We start from the raw sequence: 22,027 nt of genomic DNA on the forward strand, positions 1-22,027 counted from the left end.
ATAGATTTTTTACATAACAAACCTATGAAAAAAATTATCCTTGCCTCTTTTATGGCTTGTGCATTAAGCTATCAAGCTACCGCACAGAAAACAAAAAAGAAAAAAGAAACCGCTATTGAAGCGCCTGTGCTCACTACTCGTGAGGTATGGCTCGCTCACCTTGACCAACTGTCTCGACCTGTGTTGCAAAGCTTAGCAAATGATAGCCTCAAAATTAAAATGCCTGTCGAATTATCTGTTCATATAGATAACAAAACAAGCCGTTCGCAAGTGGCGTATCTCGAAGCCTTTGGTCGTTTGCTCTGTGGTATAGCACCATGGCTCAATGCCGAAGGTGGTTCTCCTGCTGAAGTAGCGCTGAGAAATACCTATAGACAATGGGCTATAAAAGCTGTTGCTAATGCCGTAAATCCACAGGCAAAAGATTACATGAAATTCGAAGGTGCAGGACAGCCTTTGGTCGACGCTGCTTTTTTGGCATTGGCTTTTGTTCGCTCTCCTTGGCTTTGGGAGCATCTGGATGCTACAACTAAGCAAAATGTAGTAAATTCTTTTGTTAAAACGAGAGAAATAAAACCTGGTTTTAGTAATTGGATATTGTTTTCTGGGATGATTGAGGCCTTTTTCTGTAAATATGGGTATTCATGGGATATCCTTCGGATAGAATATTGCTATCGCCAGTTTGAACAATGGTATTTGGGTGATGGTATATATGGCGATGGCGAAAAGTTTCATTTTGATTACTATAATAGTTACGTTATTCAGCCTTTTCTAGTGAATATCCACCAAGTAGTTAGTGCAAAAAATTCTTCTTTTAATTGGGCTGGAAAAAAAATCATGGAGCGTGCCCAACGCTACGCACACATTCAGGAAAAACTGGTGAATCCTGATGGCACATTTCCTGCCATAGGCCGGTCGTTGGTTTATAGAGGAGGCGCTTTTCATCATTTGGCAGATATGGCACTGGTACATAATCTTCCCAAGGAAATTAGTGTAGCGCAAACTCGAGAAGCTTTAACAGCAATCTTGAAGAAAACAACAGAATCAAAAACCACTTTTGATGAAAAAGGCTGGTTGAAAATCGGATTCTACGGCACTCAACCCGAAATCGCAGATTCATACATCACAACGGGGAGTTTATATCTATGCTCTTTTATTTTACTTCCCCTAGGTTTGCCAGAAACAGATGAGTTTTGGAGTGCTAGCCCACAACCTTGGACTTCTCAACGAATTTGGCAAGGATTACCAGTTCCGCCAGACCATGCTATTGATTAAAAGAATATTTGTTGCTTAAACAGGTTAGGATGAGTTAAAATCTAACCTGTTTATCCTTTTATCTACTGATTTGAGTATAATTGTGTATGATTGACACTTATTGGTAAAATAACCAATCTTTAAAAATTATCTAATCCCTTTAATAAACAAACCATGAAATTATTCAACTATCTTTTAGGAGTGGGTCTGTGTTTGTCAATAGCGAAAGCTACAGTAGCACAAACCGTTCGAAATTATAATCCTATTATCCCCGACTTAATTGCCGACCCAAGTATTGTGAAGTTTGGAGATACTTTTTATTGCTATGCCACCACCGATGGTTATGATAAAGGTTTGGCAACTTCGGGGCCACCAGTGCTTTGGCAGTCTAAAGATTTGGTGAATTGGTCTTTTGACGGAATATTCTTTCCATCGGCTGCCAAACAGCTTTTTTGGGCGCCGAGCTATGCCCAAAAGGTAGGAAATGACTATTTCTTTTACCCAACCGTAAACACTCATATTTATGTAGCAAAAGCATCGTCACCTAAAGGTCCTTTTAAATTGGTGGGAGAAGATACTTTCGAAAAGGGTAAAGCTCCTGCTCCGCTTGTGCTGATGGATGGACCTAAAAAGACAAAAGGGATTGACGCCGAAATTTTTATCGACGATGATAAAACGCCTTATTTGTTTTGGGCACAACGTGGTGCGGCGAAGTTAAAGCCTAATATGACCGAATTAGATGGCGATATTCAGGTGATTCAAACCAAGAGAAATGGGTATTCTGAAGGACCAATCTTTTTTAAACGAAAAGGCATTTATTACTATATGTACACCTTGAGCGGGCATGAGCATTATGCCTATGCCTATCAATATAGCAAAGTTTCTCCTTTTGGTCCTTATGAATTTCCTAAAGAAGAAATTATCGCTAAGACAGATACCACCGAAAAAATCTATGGTCCTGGGCATGGTAATGTATTCAATATCGGCGATGATTATTACTTTACTTACCTCGAATTTGGTCGCTCGGGAACTAACCGACAGGTTTGGATTAATAAAATGGAGTTCAACGAAGATGGTACTATAAAGCCTGTAAAACTAACAAACAAAGGCGTAAATCCTTTGAATGTCAAAGATAAAGGTTTGAAAATTGATGAAACAAGTGCCTCTTCCATTAAGCCAGAGTACAAAGTTCCTCATATTTATGATGCAACACTCAAGCGAACTGAGTATTATAACCCAGCAAATGCAACGGATTTGTCAAACGGGACTCGCTGGATGGCGGAAGCAAATGATTCGTTAGCCACCTTTACTGCAAAATTGTCAAAAGCCCAAACTATTAAGAAAGTAGAAACTTATTTTGTTAAACCAACTGCTGGTCATGCCTATGTTTTGGAAGGCTCACTAGACGGTAAGATATGGGTAAAATGTGGAGGGCATGACGATATTCAAATCAAATCGCCTCATACTGATAATTTAAACAAGAAATTTCAATATTTAAGAATCAGATTTATAAAAGGAGTTGCAGGTATTTGGGAGTTCAAAGTTTATTAATTTTCATTAGTTTAATTCAGAGAAAAACCTCAGCTTATTTGGCTTGAGGTTTTTTATTTTTTAGTAGGATATTTGAGTAATCGGTAGGAAGAGCGTGGCTTTTACTCCTTTTAACCATAAAACAACTAAAAAAATGAATCGAAAAGAATGCGCTGCTAAATTGAAATATTAATTAGATAAATTATGAAAGAATCAACTTGGCACGGGGCTTTTGCTCAAGAAGAGAATCTGAAAAAAAATGTAATACGCTCAATAGGAGTACATTATGAAGTACAAAAGTCTATAAAAACAAAAAAAGCAGACTCAGTAAGACTGCTTTTTTGAATTACACTTCATCAACAAACTAAAAACCAAATAAAACTACTTTATTATATTCGTAGTCAATCTGATAATCTGGGAATAAAGGTAATCAGGAAATTTTATTTTGCCAAATCGTATATCCCCAAAATTTCAGATAATTGCTGTAGGAGAAGGACTCGAACCTCCACGGTGTAGTTAGGTATAGTACAAAATCTGGTGGTCAACCCCAGTCTATCTTGCGATAGGCATTATACTAACTTTATCCCGTAATCACCACCCCCGAGACAGGAGGGCACGTCTGCCAAATTTCATCACCCTACATTGTTTGTGTGTCGTTGTTCTTTTAACTTGACAATGCAAAGTTAATAGCTGTTCAAATATTTTGCAAATATTTTAGAAAAAAATGTTAAAATTTATAGTATTTTCAAAAATATGTTATTTTTGTTAACGAATCGTTAAAAATGGCAATTCTCAGAGCCTTATTTTTTGCGAAATTGTTAATAAAAACTTTAGACTGTATTAATACTTATGGAAAAAGTACCAGGCATTGACCAAGTTGATTTAAAAATATTAGGGCTTTTGATGAGCGATGCCACAATGCCTTATACCGAAATTGCCAAAAAAATCCATGTTTCTAGCGGGACTGTCCATGTTAGGATGGCCAAAATGGAAGAAATGGGGATTGTGAAGGGCTCTCAATTGATAGTGGATCATACCCGACTTGGCTGGGATATTTCTGCTTTTCTAGGTATTTATCTGGATAAGAGTTCGCTCTATGCGGAAGTGGCCGAACATTTGATGCAAATTCCTGAAGTGGTTAGCATTAATTACACTACAGGTATTTATTCTATTTTTGCCAAAATAGTTTGTCGCGATACCGTGCACCTAAGGGAGGTTCTACACGATAAAATCCAAAAGGTAGCAGGTATTCAAAGAACAGAAACTTTTATCTCTTTGGAGGAGTCCGTGAATCGCGCTGTACCTTTTGCCAATGCTACTTAGTCCAATTTTGGGGGCTAGAAAAGAAAATTTTAACAATTATTCAGTTGTATATTAGAAAAATTCTAAACAACAGAACTTTTCTTGCGCTTTTTGGTTTATTTTTGTAGACCAATTATTTCATTGATAGAATTCAAAGGTCAACGATTAGTTGAAAAACTAACAAAAGTCATTTTTTTTCCTGATTTTTTGTTTTCAACCTTTTCAAAACTCAATTCTAATCACTGATAGACCAATTGCTGTAACAGATTAAATACAATGGCAAAAGAAGAAATCGACATTCTCGAAGAAATCACCTCCTCTGAGTATAAATATGGTTTCGAAAGTCACTTCGAAACGGATGAAGTACCTGCAGGTTTGAATGAAGACGTTATCCGTCAAATCTCGGCTAAGAAAGAAGAGCCTGAGTGGATGTTGGAATGGCGTTTGAACGCATACCGTACTTGGTTGGGTATGCAAGAACCAGAATGGGCTAACGTCGACTACAAGAAAGTTGACTACCAAGCAATTAAATATTATTCGGCTCCGAAACAAACAAAAGTGATTAACTCTTTGGATGAAATTGACCCAGAGTTACGTCGTACTTTTGAGAAGTTGGGTATTTCTCTCGACGAGCAAAAACGCCTGTCTGGAGTTGCGGTCGACGCTGTAATAGACTCAGTTTCGGTAGCAACAACTTTCAAGAAAACATTGGCCGAAAAAGGAATTATCTTTAGTTCAATGTCGGAAGCTATTAAGGAACACCCCGAACTAATTAAAAAATACTTGGGCTCGGTAGTTCCTGTGAAGGATAATTTCTTTTCAGCACTCAACTCTGCGGTATTTTCGGATGGTTCGTTTTGCTATATTCCAAAAGGTGTAAGATGCCCTATGGAATTGTCTACTTATTTCCGTATTAACGCGGCTGGAACTGGACAGTTTGAACGTACTTTGATTGTAGCAGATGAGTCTGCTTATGTAAGTTATTTGGAGGGCTGTACTGCCCCAATGCGTGACGAAAATCAATTACACGCTGCCGTGGTTGAAATCGTAGCTCACGAAAATGCCGAAGTTAAATATTCTACTGTTCAAAACTGGTACCCTGGTGATAAAGACGGTAAAGGAGGTATTTATAACTTTGTAACAAAACGAGGTATTTGTGACGGAGCCAACTCAAAAATCTCTTGGACTCAAGTAGAGACTGGTTCTGCCATTACGTGGAAATACCCTTCTGTAATATTGAAAGGTGATAACTCTATCGGTGAATTTTACTCGGTAGCTGTTACCAACAATATGCAACAAGCAGATACTGGTACCAAAATGGTACATATAGGTAAAAATACGAAATCTCGTATTGTATCTAAAGGTATCTCTGCGGGTCGTTCTCAAAACTCTTACAGAGGTTTGGTAGAAGTGATGAAACGTGCCGAAAATGCCCGTAACTTCTCTCAATGCGATTCGTTGTTGATGGGTGATCGTTGTGGTGCACATACATTCCCTTACATTGAAGTTAAAAATAATACGGCAACTGTAGAGCACGAAGCTACCACTTCGAAAATTGGAGAAGACCAAATTTTCTATTGTAACCAACGTGGTATATCTACCGAAGCTGCGATTGCTTTAATTGTAAATGGTTATGCAAAAGAAGTATTGAATCAGCTACCAATGGAATTTGCAGTAGAAGCCCAAAAGCTCCTTGCTATCTCTTTGGAAGGTTCGGTAGGTTAATGAATCAACATGTATTTGATAGATACAAAGCAGCTTCTATTTAGGATAGGAGCTGCTTTTGTTTTTATTATTGATACTTTACTCAAATTTTCTTATCCCTATGATTAATTATAACCCAAAGGAGTGGTTTACTTTTATTTTTCACTTTCATAAAGCTGATACTTTTCGAAAACTTTTTCCTATGCTTATCGCAATAGGCGCTTATGCAGGCTTTATTGCGTATCTGGAGGTAGAGGTTCTTCGCTTAGGAGACGATTCTCATGTAAAAAATATTCCAGCGATGCATGGAATGCTTGGTTTTGTGATATCTATGCTGCTAGTTTTTAGAACTAATACTGCCTACGACCGTTGGTGGGAGGGCAGACGAAACTGGGGCGCATTAACAAATACTTCTCGTAATTTGGCAATCAAGGTACAAGCGATGATTCCGAAGACAATGATAGAAGAAAGGCGAATGATTGAAAAACTTATAGTAGAGTATGCTTTTGCTTTAAAAAGACATTTACGAGGGAATCAAAATGATAGCGAGCTATTCATTTCAGCATATAAGGTAAAACCTGAGTTTCATAAACCAAATTTTATTGCCAAACTTTTGACTGAAAAAATTCAGGAGCTACATAAAAGTCAAATTTTGACGGGTAAGCAGCTACTATTTATCAACGAGGAAATACGTACTTTTACAGATATCTGTGGAGCTTGTGAAAGAATCAGAAATACGCCCATTCCATTTTCTTATACGGCTTTTCTCAAAAAGTTTATTTTCTTTTATGTAATGACCTTACCATTTGGTTATGTTTTTACACTTGGTTATATCGTAATACCAGTGGTGGTGTTTGTATTCTATGTGTTGGCAAGCTTGGAGTTAATTGCCGAAGAAATAGAAAACCCTTTTGGTACCGACGCAAATGATTTACCGCTGGCACAAATGTGTAAGAATATACAAAAACATGTTGGAGAAATATTTCAAGAAGAGTCAGTATTAAGATAAAACATGGGTTATCCCGAATTTGATTTTTGAGTGATTAGGTTAAAATTGAGATTCCTTCAGTAGATACGTAATGATTGCGTCTCCGTATTTGTGTCTTAAGCCAAATAAAATCTTGCATGATAGCATCAAAAAAGCGGTCGGAAAAAAATCCGACCGCTTTTTTGATAAAAACTTGGAGGGTAATCCCAATCCTTAAAATTCGGGATAACTCAAGTTTATACCATTTTGACATAACTTCCGAGCCACTTGATGTCAGACTCATGTTTTTTCATGATATGTTGAACATTCTCATCAAGGAAATACCCGTCAAATTCCATCAAGAACCAGAAGTTGAATGTTTCACCTTCTTTTACAGGTCTTGATTCTATTTTGACTAGGTTGATACCACGGCTTTCAAATTCTTGAAGGAATCTTACCAAAGTACCTGGTTTGCCATCATCTGGAAGTTTGGCAATAATTGTAGTTTTATCTTTTTCGCTTTTTTGATTGATAAAATCTTTACCAATAATGAAAAATCTTGTTCTGTTTTGTGAAGAATCTTGAATATTATCGAACAAAATGGGTACATCAAACAATTTGGCTGCTATATGAGAGCATACCGCCGCAGAATGTTCATCTTGAGAAGCTAATTTGGCAGCCTTTGACGTAGAATCTACTTGTACAAAAAACTCTTCATCTTTTCCGTTAAAGTACTCATTCAAGAACTTTTCGCATTGGCCAAAAGCTATATCTTTCGAATAAATACGCTTAATATCTGAAAGTTTTTCTGATTTTGTTGCAAAAGTAAAATGCACAGGAATAACTACCTCGGCAACAATTTTCAAATCTGTTTCATTAAGCAGGTCGATTGTTTCTTTAACAATACCCTCGAGGTTGTTTTCGATTGGTACGACACCAAATCTTGCACGACCAGTATCTACACTTTCAAAAACCGAGCGAATACTTGGTAAAGCAAGATAGTCGCTCATAGCACCAAAACGACTTTCGGCGGCTTGGTGAGTAAAACTACCTTCAGGACCAAGATAGGCAATTCGTTCTGGCAATTCAAGATTACGCGACACGGCAAATATTTCGAGATAGATAGCTTCAATTGCTGGGCGATTGAGTAAGCCTTGGCTCATTTCCGCCAAACGATCGATAATCTGCTTTTCACGCTCAGGACGGTATATAACGGTCTGAGTAGTTTTTTTTAGTTCTCCAACATGTTTTACAACCTCCATGCGCTTGTTCAAAATTTCAAGCATTTGGTTGTCGAGTTCATCAATCTGTTGTCGTAATTGTTCTAAAGTCATATTTTGGTTAACAGGATATTGCTGCCTATATGCAGAAGAGGAGATAATCGAATATAATTCCAACGAAATCCTATTCGATTGTCTTATGCCGCTGCATCAGCAGGGTCTTTTTCTATGATAAGATTGTCGATAATAAATTTCTGACGGTCTGGGGTATTTTTGCCCATGAAATAGGTCAGAATTTTAGGAATGGTTGTATCTTTTTCCAAAATTACAGGTTCCAATCGAATATTATCGCCTATAAATTTACCAAATTCTTCTGGAGAAATCTCACCTAAGCCTTTGAATCGTGTGATTTCTGGTTTAGGACCGAGTTTTTTAATGGCGCTCAACCTTTCTTCATCCGAATAACAATAGATGGTTTCTTTTTTATTCCGCACACGGAAAAGTGGCGTTTCTAAAATATACAGGTGCCCATTTCTCACTAAATCAGGGAAGAATTGAAGAAAAAACGTCATCATCAATAATCTGATGTGCATGCCATCGACATCAGCATCGGTAGCAATAATGATTTTGTTATAGCGAAGGCCATCCAAACCATCCTCGATATTTAAAGCATGTTGTAAAAGGTTAAACTCTTCATTCTCGTACACAATTTTTTTGGTCAAGCCGAAGCAGTTGAGCGGTTTTCCTCTTAAACTAAATACCGCTTGTGTCTGGACATTACGAGATTTGGTAATCGAACCACTCGCAGAGTCACCTTCGGTAATAAACAACATTGACTCGTAACGATCATCAGACTTTTCGTTGGTCAAATGAACGCGACAATCACGAAGTTTTTTGTTATGCAAGTTGGCCTTTTTAGCGCGTTCATTTGCTAATTTTTTAATACCAGCAATATCCTTACGCTCACGTTCCGACTGCTCGATGCGTTTTTTAAGTGCTTCGGCTGTGGTAGGGTTTTTGTGCAAAAAGTTATCCAACTCAGTTTTGATAAAGTCTCCCACAAAGCTCCTTACCGTTTGAGAATTTGAGTCTGGAGACATTGTTACCGAGCCTAACTTTGTTTTTGTTTGAGATTCGAAAACTGGTTCTTGAACTCGAACAGCCACAGCAGCTACAATACTTGCACGAATATCCTCAGGGGCATAGTCTTTTTTGTAGAAATCACGAACAGCACGCACCACGGCCTCACGAAAAGCCTGAAGGTGTGTACCTCCTTGAGTAGTATTTTGACCATTTACAAAAGAATAATACTCTTCTCCGTATTGATTACCATGAGTCATCGCAATTTCGATGTCATTCCCTTTCAAATGAATGATAGGATATCGGTTTTCCTCTTCGTTGGTTTTTTTGCTCAATAAATCTAAAAGACCTTTTTGAGAAAAATATTTCTGACCATTGAAGTTGATGGATAAACCCGCATTCAGGTAAGCGTAGTTCCAGAAAAGGTTATCTAAATACTGAGGGATAAAATGGTAATTTTTAAAAATCGTATTATCTGGTTCAAAAATTGTTTGAGTACCATTTTTGGCATTACTTTCTGGTTCGCCATCAGATTCGGCCAAAAGCTCACCTTTCGAAAACTCTGCCCATTTGGTTTTGCCTTCACGAAAAGATTGAACCTTAAAGTAGCTAGAAAGAGCATTGGTTGCTTTGGTACCGACCCCGTTCAAGCCCACAGATTTTTGGAACGCACCAGAATCGTATTTACCTCCAGTATTAATTTTAGACACACAGTCGATAACCTTACCAAGAGGAATCCCACGGCCGTAGTCACGTACTTCTACACGGTGGTCTGAAATTTTTACATCGATGGCTTTTCCGTGCCCCATCATGTGCTCATCGATGGAGTTATCGACGATTTCCTTTACTAATACATATATACCATCGTCTGACGAAGAACCATCGCCAAGCTTACCAATATACATACCTGGGCGCAGGCGGATATGTTCTTTCCAATCTAGTGACCGAATACTATCTTCGGTATATTGAACCTCATTGTTTGGCGTTGTTGACATACTGCTAGAGAAAGAATGATTTATGGGTGTTTCTTCAACACAAGTTACTAAAATTACTTATTGGCTATATTTTTGAGTTGAAATAGCCTATTTTTGACTCAAAAAAGTATTTTTGAATTAAGAAGTTAGCAAATCTACGAAAAAGGTAGAAAAATAGTATACTAACGATAATTTAATTGTCCACTCCCTAATTAATCTGCTTAAGATTTACGAGATTTAGGCAAAAGTTCGTTTACTTTGCAATTTAATTCAAACTTATCTTAAATTAAAAGTAGTGTTTTTTGAAGTATTTTGAAAAAAAACTTCTCGAATCAACCCCAGTACAAAATAAAAAATTATGTTACAACACAAAAAATTAAGCAATCTTGTTTTGAAGACTATAAATTCTTGTCATTCATGCATGTCTGCATTTTATTTACGCTCTATATCTTTATTTGTGGTTGCATTATGGAGTTTGAATTCTTTTGCTCAAATCCCCGGATTACCAGCAAACATTAGTTTACCTTCTGTATCCAACAATCGTCCTACAACTACTACCAATACGGGTGTCAAAAGCACTGGTTCAAGAAAAGTAACAGAGGTTTCTGGAGAAAAAGGTGAATTAGATTCACTCAAAAAACAAAAAGAGCTCAACTTGAGTACGGCCGATTCTGCCACTGCAGCGCTCAGAAAACGAATTTTTGGATATAGTATATTCAATAATTCAAAAATTACATTTGACTCGTATGCGAGGATGGCCACGCCCAAAAACTACATTTTGGGTCCTGATGATGAAATTATCATTGATATTAATGGTTATTCCGAAAATCATTACACTTTACCAGTTACGCCCGACGGTTACATTAAGGTAGATAAAGTGGGAAATATTTTCGTTAATGGCCTCACAATTGAAGAAGCAAAGAAAAGAATTATTAATAGACTTTCTCAAATTTATGTTGGACTTCGTGCTTCTGGCGGAGCACCAGCCAATACTACTGCCACAATTTCTTTAGGAAATATTCGAACGATTCGTGTAACTGTAATAGGAGAGGTGGTAGCCCCAGGAACATACGCCGTGCCTTCCCTAGCCAAGGTGTTTAATGTACTGTATCAGGCAGGTGGTCCTAACGAAAATGGTACTTTTCGTGAAATCAAAGTTATTAGAGGTAAAAAGCTTATTGCTCGTGTAGACTTATATGACTTACTTACCACAGGAAATTTGAGACAGGATGTTGCGCTACAAGATCAAGATATTATTCAAGTAACTCCGTACAAATCCAGAATCGAGATTTCGGGTCATGTAAAGAAACCTGCAATTTTTGAAGTAATGCCAAACGAAAACCTTGAGCGAATCATCAATGATTATGCGGGAGGTTTTACGCCTGATGCCTATAAAAATGTATTGAAAATTGATAGGCTAACAGATAAAGAAAGAAAACTTATTGATTTGAATGGTGATTTGATATCTTCATTTTTCCCGAAAGCTGGAGATGTCATTTTAGTAGATCAAATCTTAATGAATAGATACGAAAATTTAGTGAATATCAAAGGCGCTATTTTTCGCCCAGGACGATATGCCCTCAACGATAGCCCTACGCTGACTAAATTAATCCAACGTTCTGCGGGATTCAAAGAGGATGCCTTCTTAGATAGAATTATTATTACTCGTTTGAAGGATGATTTGACAAAAGAAAATATTTCTGTAAACTACAAGGCTATTTTGGCAGGTAGTGCACCAGACATCCCTCTAAAACGTGAGGATGAAGTGAATGTGTATTCTGGAATAGAGATGATGGAAAACTACACCGTAAGAATCCAAGGAGAAATCAACCTTAAGTCTATGGATGGTTTTGCAGAAAAAACAGCTACTGGTACAACCTCTGTAGGATTACTACCTGTAACAAACAGAGAATCACTTTCGGTAGGTACATATCCTTACGTAAAAAATATGACTGTAGAGGATTTGATTGTAAAAGCTGGAGGGTTGAAAGAGTCTGCGGCTACGGGTAGAATAGAGGTGATTCGTAGAAAGAAAAATATTGGTAAGGATGACCCATCGCAAATCACGCCAACTATCGGTGAAAAATTTCAATTTGCAGTAAACCCCGACCTCTCGGTTAGTGCTTCGGCTTCAAACTTTATTTTGGAACCATTTGATGAGGTATTTGTTCGCTCTTCTCCTAATTATGAAAGACAGCAATTTGTATCGATAGATGGACAAGTTATATTTCCGGGTGTGTATGCCCTTGAAAGAAAAGATGAAAAATTAGGGGATGTTATCAAGCGTGCAGGGGGATTAAATGCTCAAGCATATCCTGCTGGAGCAACTTTGATTAGAAAAGTAAAGTTGACAGATCAGGAGGTTGAGCGCAAGACGAGACAGATTCAAGATTTGAGTGATAATAATACCGAAACTTCAGTAAAAGTAGAGCCAATCAAACAGGTTTATGAAGAATCTATTGGTATTGATTTGGTAGATGTATTAGAAAATGAAAATTCTAAGTCTAATATGTTGTTGCAGGATGGAGATATTATCAGAATACCGAAAGAGCCACAGACTGTTAGAATGCAGGGAGAAGTATTATATCCGACTTCTACTAGATTTATTGAGGGAGCTTCGTTTAAGCATTATATTTCCGAATCAGGTGGTTTTACCTCACTTTCGTCTCGTAAACGTTCTTATGTAATCTATGCAAATGGTTCGGTAGATCGTACCCGTAAATTGTTGGGTTTGATTAATATTTACCCTAAAATCAACCCAGGTTCGGAGATTGTAGTACCTAGAATAAACCAAAAACAAGTTGCTTCTCAACAAGTTTTGAGTATCATTTCGACAGTTACTGCGTCATTAACAGGTATAGGTACAATTATCGCCTTATTGCGAGCAATTCAATAATCTGAAAACTTTAGCATTTATTAATTTAGACTTATGTCTCAGACTCAAAATACATTACCAGAAGATCAGTTTTCTTTTGAAGATATAGTAAAAAAAGTCATTGCCTTTAAAGACTTAGTTGTTGCAAATTGGAAGTTAATTATAGCAATGACTATTTTAGGAGTTGTTGCTGGATACCTCACTGATATTGTCACCAAAAAACCAGATACTTACACCTCAAAGATTGTTTTTAATATGGACAATGGTGGTTCTGGAGGTGGAGGCGGATTGTCAGATTTGGCTAGTGCATTTGGGCTTGGTGGTGGTGCTACTGCAAGTAGTGGCTTGTTTAGTGGCGAAAACTTTCTTGAATTGTTAAAAACCAAAAATATTTATAACAGAGCCCTATTGGCTACTGTTGATGTTGGAGGTAAAAAAGTGATTTTTGGAAACTTAGTAATCGAAAAAAGCGGCGGTTTGAAAGACGAATGGAAAGATGATGAAAGTATGCAAACTTTCAAATTTAAGCATACCGACTACTCAAAGTTTACACCACAAGAACGCTCGAAAGTAAGAACATTACAATCATTTTTGGAGCCTTTGACCTCTATTTCTAATGAAAATAAAAAGTCTTCTTTGATGACTTTGGCAGCCACTACACGAAACGACACACTTTCTCACGTATGGACTAATTTGTTTTTGAAAACTGTTACCGATTTTTATATCGAAACAAAGACGAAAAAGACTCGCGAGTTATTGGGTATAATGGAACGTCGTGTAGATTCATTGAAAAGTCAGCTGTACGGTACTCAAAGACGATACGCCCAAGTGGTCGATCAAAACCAGCAAGTAATTATGCAACAAGGGATGATTGAACAACAAAGATTGAGTACTAACACGGCACAATTACAAGGTTTGTATCAAGAGGCAGTACGCAACTTGGATAATTTAAGATTTTCGATGGTGAAAGAATCACCTTTATTTACTCGAATAGATGATTCTGAGTTACCAATTGGGGCAGATATTACTTTGAAGGGTAAAGGAATCAAACTAGGAGGTACAATAGGATTAATATTAGCGCTATTATTTGTTGCTGGTCGCGACGTAATTAAAAAAATTAAGGATAAGAATAAAAACTAGTTAGACGATGCAAGAAACAGTCATTGAGGCAGGAAGGTCTGAAAAGCATTATTGGGCTGATGTTGTTAGATTTAGAGAATTGCTATGGATTTTGGCAGTTCGTGATATAACGGTACGTTATAAACAAACTATGATTGGGGTAGCTTGGGCAGTTGTAAGGCCAATCATGACCGTTTTGGTATTTGTATTTGCATTCCATAAGGTTGCCAAAATTGAAGATACTTCTGGTGTAGACTTCAAAATTATCGTATTCACTGGTGTTATTTTCTGGAACTTTTTTGCTACTGCTTTTCAGCAAGTAAGTAACAGTATTACTGGAAATGCCAACTTGGTATCCAAAGTGTATTTCCCTCGATTATTAATGCCCCTAAGTTCGGTGGCCGTTCCTTTATTAGACTTTTTTGTAGGTTTTGTAGTGTTGGTACCCTTTTTAATTTACAGTGGTATTTCGGTAGACTATCACCTACTTTTTGTACCTATATTCTTGTTTTTTGCTTTTATGGCGGCGTTGAGTTTAGGTATTATTTTTGCATCATTAAATGTGCAATATCGTGATTTCCAACAAATTGTGCCACTGATTGTTCAGTACGGCTTCTTTATTTGCCCAGTAGCTTATTCTACTTCATCAATAAAAGAATTGTCTTGGTATCCCTTTTACACTTGGTTGAATCCTCTCGCTGGTATCATCGAAGGATTCCGTTGGTGTCTAATTCCAAACTATCCTTTTTTTACTTGGGATAGTTTTTTACCAACTATTATTTTCGTTTGCATAACCACAACTATTGCAATTATTTTCTTTAGAAAAAGGGAAAATTCGTTTGTAGATTATATTTAATTCCGAAGTAGAATGACAGTTATTGAGGCACAAAACGTAAGCAAAAGATATATCATTGATCATAAGAAAGGTAATGCCAAATCAAATACTTTTCGTGAGGTGATTACAGATACTTTTCGTAATATTTTTACTAAAAGTGAAAATGATGACGTAGAGCATGAGGATTTCTGGGCTCTTAGAGATGTAAGTTTTAAAATTGAACAAGGAGATAGGGTTGGGGTTGTTGGTTCTAATGGAGCAGGTAAATCTACTTTATTGAAGGTTCTGAGTCGTATTACCGAGCCAACTGAGGGCAAAATTACCATAAAAGGTCGTGTAGCTAGCTTATTGGAGGTTGGTACAGGTTTTCATCCAGAATTGTCTGGTCGTGAAAATATATTCCTCAATGGTGCAATTTTAGGAATGAAGCGCGACGAAATTAAAAAGCACTTTGATGCGATCGTAGATTTTGCCGGAGTTGAGAAGTTTCTCGACACTCCTGTAAAAAGGTATTCTTCGGGGATGTATGTTCGTCTAGGATTTGCTATTTCAGCACATTTGGAGCCCGAAATTATGATTGTGGATGAGGTGCTAGCTGTAGGTGATGCTGATTTTCAACGTAAATGCTTGGGCAAAATGAAAGATGCCTCCACTTCTGGACGCACCATTTTGTTTGTTAGTCATAATCTAACTGCGGTACAAGGCTTATGTAACAAAGCAATGTACATGCAAAAAGGACAATTGATTCAGATGGGTGAAACCAATTTGATTATGTCCAACTATTTGAGCCAAATCCAAAAAACAGATTTGCAAGTTAGCTATACCCATCCTAATGAGGCTCCTGGTAACGATAGAGTGCGCTTGAAAAGTGTCAAATTGGTTCCTAACTATTTGGATAATCAAAATCATTTGGATGTTCGTACTTCTTTCAAGATTCAAATAGAGTTTTGGAATTATATCGAGCATGCTAATTTGAATATCAGTCTTCATGTAAACTCTTTAACAGGAGAATGTATTTTCAATATTGGTACTCCTTCTCTAAAATTCGAAAAGGGGATTATTTCAGCAGAATGTGAAATACCAAGTGATTTCTTGAATGATGGCTCTTACTCCTTATCGTTTATGATTGTTAAAGATACAGCATCTGTTATCTACAACTTTGAGGAAGCCCTGATTTTTGAAATTGAGGATTATCGCGAAGGTACAGTTTGGTACGGTAAATGGCCGGGCTATGTGCGACCAAAAATAGAATTTCCAATTATGCAATTGGAATACGAAAACGCTATTTAATGAAAATTAAATAAAGCTTTCTGTTTTTGCTAAAAAAGAGAAACTTCATTATTGAAACTTATATTCAGATTACGCTAAATGATTAATGTAACTAAAACATATTTGCCTCCTTACGAGGAATATGAAGCCTACCTCAAGGGCATTTGGGAGCGAAATCAACTTACGAATAATGGCCCCCTAGTTCGTGAATTAGAACAAAAAATTAAGGATTATTTAGGCGTAAAGCATTGCTTGTTTGTATCCAATGGAACTATTGCTATTCAGTTAGCTCTCAAAGTTTTAGGGGTTTCAAAAGATGTTGTTACTACACCGTTTTCTTATTGTGCAACTTCTCACTCTGTGGTTTGGGAAGGATGTAATCCTGTTTTTGCGGATGTTCTCCCCTCTGATTTGTGTATCGACCCTCAAAAAGTAGAAGAGGCAATCACCGAAAATACTCAAGCAATCCTTGCCACACACGTATACGGAAACCCTTGCGATGTGTATCAACTCCAGAAAATTGCTGATAAACATAATCTCAAACTCATCTATGATGCAGCTCACGCTTTTGGTGCAAGCGTAGATGGGAAATCTCTACTTTCGTTTGGCGATATTAGTACTTGTAGTTTTCATGCTACTAAAGTATTTCATACGGTAGAAGGTGGTGCTGTTATTACCAATAATGATGAATATGCGTGGTTATTGGATAGATATCGAAGTTTTGGGCATATCGGAGACGATTATCTAACCATTGGTATCAACGGGAAAAACTCAGAGTTTCACGCTGCAATGGGATTGGTAAACTTACCAAAAGTCTCTGAAATTATTGCCGCAAGAAAGGCCATTTTTGACATTTATGATGCAGAATTAAATTGGTCGAAGTTAGGTAGTCCAGTGCTTTCGTTAAATACCGAGAAAAATTATGCTTATTATCCAATTTTTCTTGAGTCGGAAGCTGTATTGTTAAAAGTAAAAGAAGCTTTGGCCGAGCATCAAATCGTTCCGAGGAGGTATTTTTATCCCTCTTTGAGTACGCTCAAATTTGTGACTCAAGAAAGTACTTGCCCTATTTCGGATGATTTTGCTTTAAGGGCTTTAGCATTGCCTCTATATTATGATTTAGCGCACGAGGATGTGTATCGGATTGCTAAAATCGTAAATGAAAATCTATAATTTTTTTCACTAAAATATTCGTAATGAACTTTATCTATCCAATTCTATTTGCCAGTTTTATTGGCTTTGTATTGAGAATAGCCTCTAGGGTTTGCATGAAATCTTTGGTGGATATTGTGTTGACTGCATACGTTACATTTTGTGGAAGTGTTATTCTAACAGGATTTGCGCTTTCAGAAATTGGAAAAATAGACGACCGTCGTTTTTGGGCTTTGTCAGTATTTGTACCTGCGTTTGTGTTTTATGTACAATTTACAAAGCTGTTTGGTCGTGATCAACGTGAACGTTTCACCTTTTTTGAACTCATTGGTAGCCGAACACAACTCGTTTGGAACTGGTTTGGAAGCTTACCAACTTGGCTAAAGTGGTCTTTTGGTTTTCTTTTTGGTGCTTTTGTTATTACGGAAATTACCAATCTTTTCCTTATATTTTATACTGTGCCTAACGAATGGGACAGTATGACTGGTCACCTAAACCGTTTGATGTACTACATGCGCCACGGGTCTATGGCTCATTTTGGTGGAACCAACTGGAATATAGATACTTACCCGAGGAGTGTTTGTACGATTCAGATATACAATTACCTAATGAGTGGACGTATCGAGAACTGGTTTAAGGTAATTCATCATACTGCTTATATTATCATCGGTTTCGGTGTGTTTGGAATTGCTGAAAGATTGACCAAGAACTTTACGGCAAGTGTCTTTGCTGCACTTGTAATGTGGCTGCTTCCTGATGTTATGATGCAGTCTATTTCTACCGAAACAGATATTGTATTGGGCTCGTATTTGGCGTGTTTGGTATATTTCTTATTTACCTACCGCGAAAAACACTGGCGACGTTATTTATATCTTGCTGGATTGACCTTCGGGATTGCGCTTGGACATAAAATCACGTTTGTGTTTTCATTTCCGCCAATCTTTCTGATTATCGTATATACCGTTTTTGGGAAAGATTTGAAAGCTAAATTTATTGACAAATTTGGTGACTCTTTCGAAAACTTTTGGTCTAGAGTATTTGGTAGACTGTCTCACTTGATTGTGGGACTGGTAGTTGGCATTACCCTTTTTACACTTCCAACGGGATATTTAAAAAATATTCAGATATTCGGCCATCCGATAGGCCCGCCAACTGCTCTTAAACATCAATCAGTAGAGCGAGCAGGCACGCTGAGGAATCTAATCGAGCAAGGTTCGCGAAATGTAGTTCGTTATTCTATTGATATGGTAAACCTCGATGGTCTAAGAAATGTAGAACAGTTTGAGGAAGTAAATAGATTAATGCGTAAACCCATAGAAAAGGTAGAGAAAAAATTACATCTCCGTCTTGAAGAGGAGACTGATTTTACGATAAATCCATTTTCTTACAACGTTAGGTTTGAGTTTTTTAACGCAAATCCTCATTGGGGAATTTTTGGTTTTGCCGTATTACTTCCTTTGGTCGTATTAATTCTTTTGGGTGTTATTCGTAGAGGAATTGCCTTTTATATTTTGGCTGTGGCATTTTGTTTACATTTTGCTGCCCTGAGCTTTACAGCACCTTACGATGCTTGGAAAGGTCGATACATGATTAGTACTGCCGTTTATGCAGTTCCTTTGATTACCTTGCTTTTTCATGAGGGTAATAAATGGAGATTACAAGGTGCTCAATTCAAATTACTGAAAGTTTATATGGCATTTGTAGTGCTTGTTGCTTCGGTATCAGCTATTCTGGTGGTGTATCTCAATGAAAGATGTTTGCCTGTGGCAGCTTTAGGACGTCCTTCAGCATTTGATACAGATAGAATTGACCTCCAAACTTGGGCTCGTCCAGATATCACGCCTGCTTATCATAAGTTTGATGAGCTAGTACCACAGGATGCTACGGTTGCCCTAGCAACTATCAATGACGACTTTGAATATCCTTTATGGGGAAGAAAATTGACTCGTAATCTCATTGTCATAAATCCTTTCGAGAAGGGGGTTCAACCAATTCCGAAGGAGGCACAATATTTATTCTTTGCCAAAAAGGTAATTAAACCACAACCAGGTGATATTCGATTGGGTACAGATACAACCATGAAAAATATGATTACAAAAGGTGAAGATTATTATTTAAGGAAGTTAAAATAATTTTCTTCTTTCATGGAAGAAGCTTAAAATATGAAACTAGCGATTATGCAACCCTATATTTTCCCATATATAGGGTATTTTCAATTGATTCATGCAGTTGATAAATTTGTGATTTACGACGATGTCAACTTCATCAACAGGGGCTGGATTAATCGCAACAGAATTTTGGTTAGTGGTAAGGATAGTCTTTTTACTATACCTCTGAAGGAGGCAAGTCAAAATAAATTAATCAACGAAATTGAGGTAAATTGGGATAGTGCTTGGAAAAATAAATGGGTGAAAACACTTGAGCAGAGTTATAAAAAAGCTCCTTTCTTCCAACAAGTTATGCCTTTAGTGGAGCAAACTTTAGGACAAGAAAAGCAAATTTTTTCTGAAATTATTGTAGCGAATCTCCAAATCATCAACGATTATCTAGGTATAAGCACGGAGATTGTTCCGAGTTCTGTAATTTATCAGAATACAGAATTAAAAGCTCAAAATCGTATTATAGATATTTGTTTACAAGAAAAGGCCACCCATTACATTAATCCTATTGGTGGATTAGAGCTTTATGATAAACAGGTATTCGCCGAAAAGGGAATGTTGATGAACTTTATTAAAAGTCAATCCGTACAATATCCTCAATTAAAAAATGAATTTGTGCCTTGGCTTTCAATTCTTGATGTTCTGATGTTTAATTCAGTCGAAAAAATACATGAGTTTTTGAATGCCTACGAATTGGTTTAAAACAATAGCCCAATTCTTAAGTAAAATATACTAACCTGATTGGTTGAGATTTATCAACCAAATAAACTAAACGGACTATGGCAAAAGTTGTTGTTTTTGGAACAGAACTGGTGGCCGAACTCGCCCACTATTATTTGACTACCGACTCTGAGCACGAAATAGTGGCTTTTACGGTAAATCAAGAATATATCAAAGAGCCAACCTTTTGTGGTTTGCCTGTAGTGCCTTTTGAAGAGATTACGACCTTGTATCCATCCAATGAGTACAAGTTTTTTGCACCCCTTTCTGAAAGAAAAATGAATCAGGTTCGTGCAAAAGTTTATCAGGAAGCAAAAGATTTGGGTTATGAATTTATTTCATACATAAGCTCTCGAGCAACAGTACTTACAGATAAAATTGGGGAAAACTGTTTTATTTTGGAGGATAATACCATTCAACCTTTTGTTACCATTGGTAATAATGTGGTACTTTGGAGTGGCAATCATATTGGGCACCATGGAATCATCAAAGACCACGTCTATTTTACTTCGCATGTAGTGTTGTCGGGTCGTTGTGTGGTTGAGCCTTATTGTTTTTTTGGTGTAAATGCAACCATTCGCGATGGCGTACATGTGGCAGAAGGAACGTTATTTGCTATGGGAACAAATTTTACGGGAAAGAAAACAGAGCCTTGGAGTATTTATAAAGGAAATCCCGCCGAAAAGGCAAAAGTTTCTAGTAAAGACATTAATTTATAATTCATATCACGAAAAAATTCGTGCAACACGATGAGTAACTACGAACAAAAATTTATTTGCCCAAAAACAAAAACAGCCTTAGTCTTGGCTGAAGATGGCAATACTTTACATAATACCTCGACAGAAGAGCCCATTTCTTATGAAATCAATGATATCGTTGATTTGACATACCCCAAGGAATTGTTTGAGCAAGATCGCAAAGAGCAGCTTGCTTACAATGATGCCTATCAGCGTTATGACCGTGGGGTAACGTGGGTTTTTGAATCTTTGAACTCAGATGAGGCTACAGTACGTCAGAAAATGACTAATTTGTTGGGTTTGAAACCGGGTATGAAGGTATTGGAAGTTGGTGCTGGAACAGGAAAAGATTCTGAATTAATCATTAAAGCAATTGCTCCGGGTGGTCAGGCATTTTTGTCAGATTTGTCCCCAAATATGTTACGATTGGCAAAACAGCGTTTGCAGCCTGAAGATGTTGACGTAAATTATTTTATTGCAAACGGTACTTATTTGCCATTTGAAGACAATACTTTCGATGCAGTTTTTCACTTTGGTGGTATCAATACCTTCTCTGAACGTAAAGAAGCATTTGAAGAATTTAACCGTGTTGTAAAAGTTGGTGGTCGTGTTGTGGTAGGAGACGAGAGTGTCGCACCTTGGTTGCGTGATCAGTCAACATACCAAACCTTGATGTCTGCCAATCCTATGTTTGCCGACCAAGTACCATTGGAAGACCTTCCAAAAAATATTGATAATTTTGAGTTACACTGGATTTTTGGATTTGGATATTATGTATTAGCATTTGATAAAACCGAAAAAACTCCAGAAGTAAATGTAAATCTTCAAATCCCGGGTAAAGATTTTGAAGATAATTGGAGAATACGCGCAGAAAGAAATGCTCAAAAAAAGGCATAAATGTATTAAAGGTTTTTAGGCAATAAGCTTTAAGCTAGAGAAAAAAGAAAATTATGAAGACCTTTTACCTAAGGCCTTTGGCTTACAGCCTAAAGCACTCAAGTTAAATCTAACTTTGCAGGATTACTCGAGTTAGTACTCAAAATAGAATTTAATTTTGAGCTTTTGGCAAAATATATCTATTGTTAAAAAAATCAATTTAATTCTCTTTGTCTTTTGCCTAAACACCTAGC

The 22,027-nt window shown here is 37.1% G+C and carries 16 protein-coding genes; 14 read left to right on the forward strand and 2 right to left on the reverse strand.

What is annotated here, in order from left to right:
• The first annotated feature begins 24 nt into the window (after positions 1-24).
• From ACOVQ4_RS16705 to ACOVQ4_RS16725, 5 genes are all read left to right on the forward strand, one after another.
• Positions 25-1,275: a DUF2264 domain-containing protein gene (locus tag ACOVQ4_RS16705; RefSeq protein ID WP_421821760.1), complete on the forward strand. Its 1,251-nt coding sequence runs from the start codon at positions 25-27 to the stop codon at positions 1,273-1,275.
• A 153-nt stretch (positions 1,276-1,428) separates the two neighbouring features.
• Positions 1,429-2,805, forward strand: coding sequence for a family 43 glycosylhydrolase (locus ACOVQ4_RS16710; RefSeq protein ID WP_421821761.1), 1,377 nt, complete (start codon positions 1,429-1,431; stop codon positions 2,803-2,805).
• 828 nt (positions 2,806-3,633) lie between these two features.
• Positions 3,634-4,107 carry an Lrp/AsnC ligand binding domain-containing protein gene (locus ACOVQ4_RS16715; protein WP_421821762.1) on the forward strand — a complete coding sequence of 158 codons (474 nt, stop codon included), beginning with the start codon at positions 3,634-3,636 and terminating at the stop codon, positions 4,105-4,107.
• A 255-nt stretch (positions 4,108-4,362) separates the two neighbouring features.
• Positions 4,363-5,811, forward strand: coding sequence for a Fe-S cluster assembly protein SufB (sufB, locus tag ACOVQ4_RS16720; protein WP_421821763.1), 1,449 nt, complete (start codon positions 4,363-4,365; stop codon positions 5,809-5,811).
• A gap of 100 nt (positions 5,812-5,911) precedes the next feature.
• Positions 5,912-6,799, forward strand: a complete 888-nt coding sequence (locus ACOVQ4_RS16725; protein WP_421821764.1) for a bestrophin family protein — start codon at positions 5,912-5,914, stop codon at positions 6,797-6,799.
• Between the two features lie 215 nt (positions 6,800-7,014).
• On the opposite strand, the gene pheA is transcribed toward ACOVQ4_RS16725, so the two are convergent.
• Both pheA and ACOVQ4_RS16735 read right to left on the reverse strand, forming a co-directional pair.
• Positions 7,015-8,091, reverse strand: a complete 1,077-nt coding sequence (gene pheA, locus ACOVQ4_RS16730) for a prephenate dehydratase (RefSeq protein ID WP_421821765.1) — start codon at positions 8,089-8,091, stop codon at positions 7,015-7,017.
• 83 nt (positions 8,092-8,174) lie between these two features.
• On the reverse strand, positions 8,175-10,052 hold the full coding sequence (locus tag ACOVQ4_RS16735; RefSeq protein ID WP_421821766.1) for a DNA topoisomerase IV subunit B: 1,878 nt from the start codon (positions 10,050-10,052) through the stop codon (positions 8,175-8,177).
• Positions 10,053-10,452: 400 nt separating this feature from the next.
• Here ACOVQ4_RS16735 and ACOVQ4_RS16740 point away from each other — a divergent pair, with 400 nt between their 5' ends.
• From ACOVQ4_RS16740 to ACOVQ4_RS16780, 9 genes are all read left to right on the forward strand, one after another.
• Positions 10,453-12,927 carry an SLBB domain-containing protein gene (locus ACOVQ4_RS16740; RefSeq protein WP_421821767.1) on the forward strand — a complete coding sequence of 825 codons (2,475 nt, stop codon included), beginning with the start codon at positions 10,453-10,455 and terminating at the stop codon, positions 12,925-12,927.
• A 33-nt stretch (positions 12,928-12,960) separates the two neighbouring features.
• Entirely contained in the window at positions 12,961-14,046 is a 1,086-nt protein-coding gene (locus ACOVQ4_RS16745; protein ID WP_421821768.1) for a hypothetical protein, read from the forward strand.
• A gap of 7 nt (positions 14,047-14,053) precedes the next feature.
• Positions 14,054-14,881: an ABC transporter permease gene (locus ACOVQ4_RS16750; RefSeq protein ID WP_421821769.1), complete on the forward strand. Its 828-nt coding sequence runs from the start codon at positions 14,054-14,056 to the stop codon at positions 14,879-14,881.
• Positions 14,882-14,893: 12 nt separating this feature from the next.
• Positions 14,894-16,150 (forward strand): ABC transporter ATP-binding protein, encoded by a 1,257-nt coding sequence (locus ACOVQ4_RS16755; protein WP_421821770.1) that lies wholly within the window; start codon positions 14,894-14,896, stop codon positions 16,148-16,150.
• A gap of 78 nt (positions 16,151-16,228) precedes the next feature.
• Positions 16,229-17,302, forward strand: a complete 1,074-nt coding sequence (locus tag ACOVQ4_RS16760; RefSeq protein WP_421821771.1) for a DegT/DnrJ/EryC1/StrS family aminotransferase — start codon at positions 16,229-16,231, stop codon at positions 17,300-17,302.
• A gap of 23 nt (positions 17,303-17,325) precedes the next feature.
• Entirely contained in the window at positions 17,326-19,413 is a 2,088-nt protein-coding gene (locus tag ACOVQ4_RS16765) for a glycosyltransferase family 39 protein (RefSeq protein ID WP_421821772.1), read from the forward strand.
• A 30-nt stretch (positions 19,414-19,443) separates the two neighbouring features.
• Positions 19,444-20,142, forward strand: coding sequence for a WbqC family protein (locus ACOVQ4_RS16770; protein ID WP_421821773.1), 699 nt, complete (start codon positions 19,444-19,446; stop codon positions 20,140-20,142).
• A 77-nt stretch (positions 20,143-20,219) separates the two neighbouring features.
• Positions 20,220-20,879: an acetyltransferase gene (locus ACOVQ4_RS16775; protein ID WP_421821774.1), complete on the forward strand. Its 660-nt coding sequence runs from the start codon at positions 20,220-20,222 to the stop codon at positions 20,877-20,879.
• Between the two features lie 30 nt (positions 20,880-20,909).
• Positions 20,910-21,794 (forward strand): class I SAM-dependent methyltransferase, encoded by an 885-nt coding sequence (locus tag ACOVQ4_RS16780; RefSeq protein WP_421821775.1) that lies wholly within the window; start codon positions 20,910-20,912, stop codon positions 21,792-21,794.
• Positions 21,795-22,027: the final 233 nt, after the last annotated feature.

This window comes from Flectobacillus sp., assembly GCF_049240685.1.
Lineage (GTDB): Bacteria > Bacteroidota > Bacteroidia > Cytophagales > Spirosomataceae > Flectobacillus.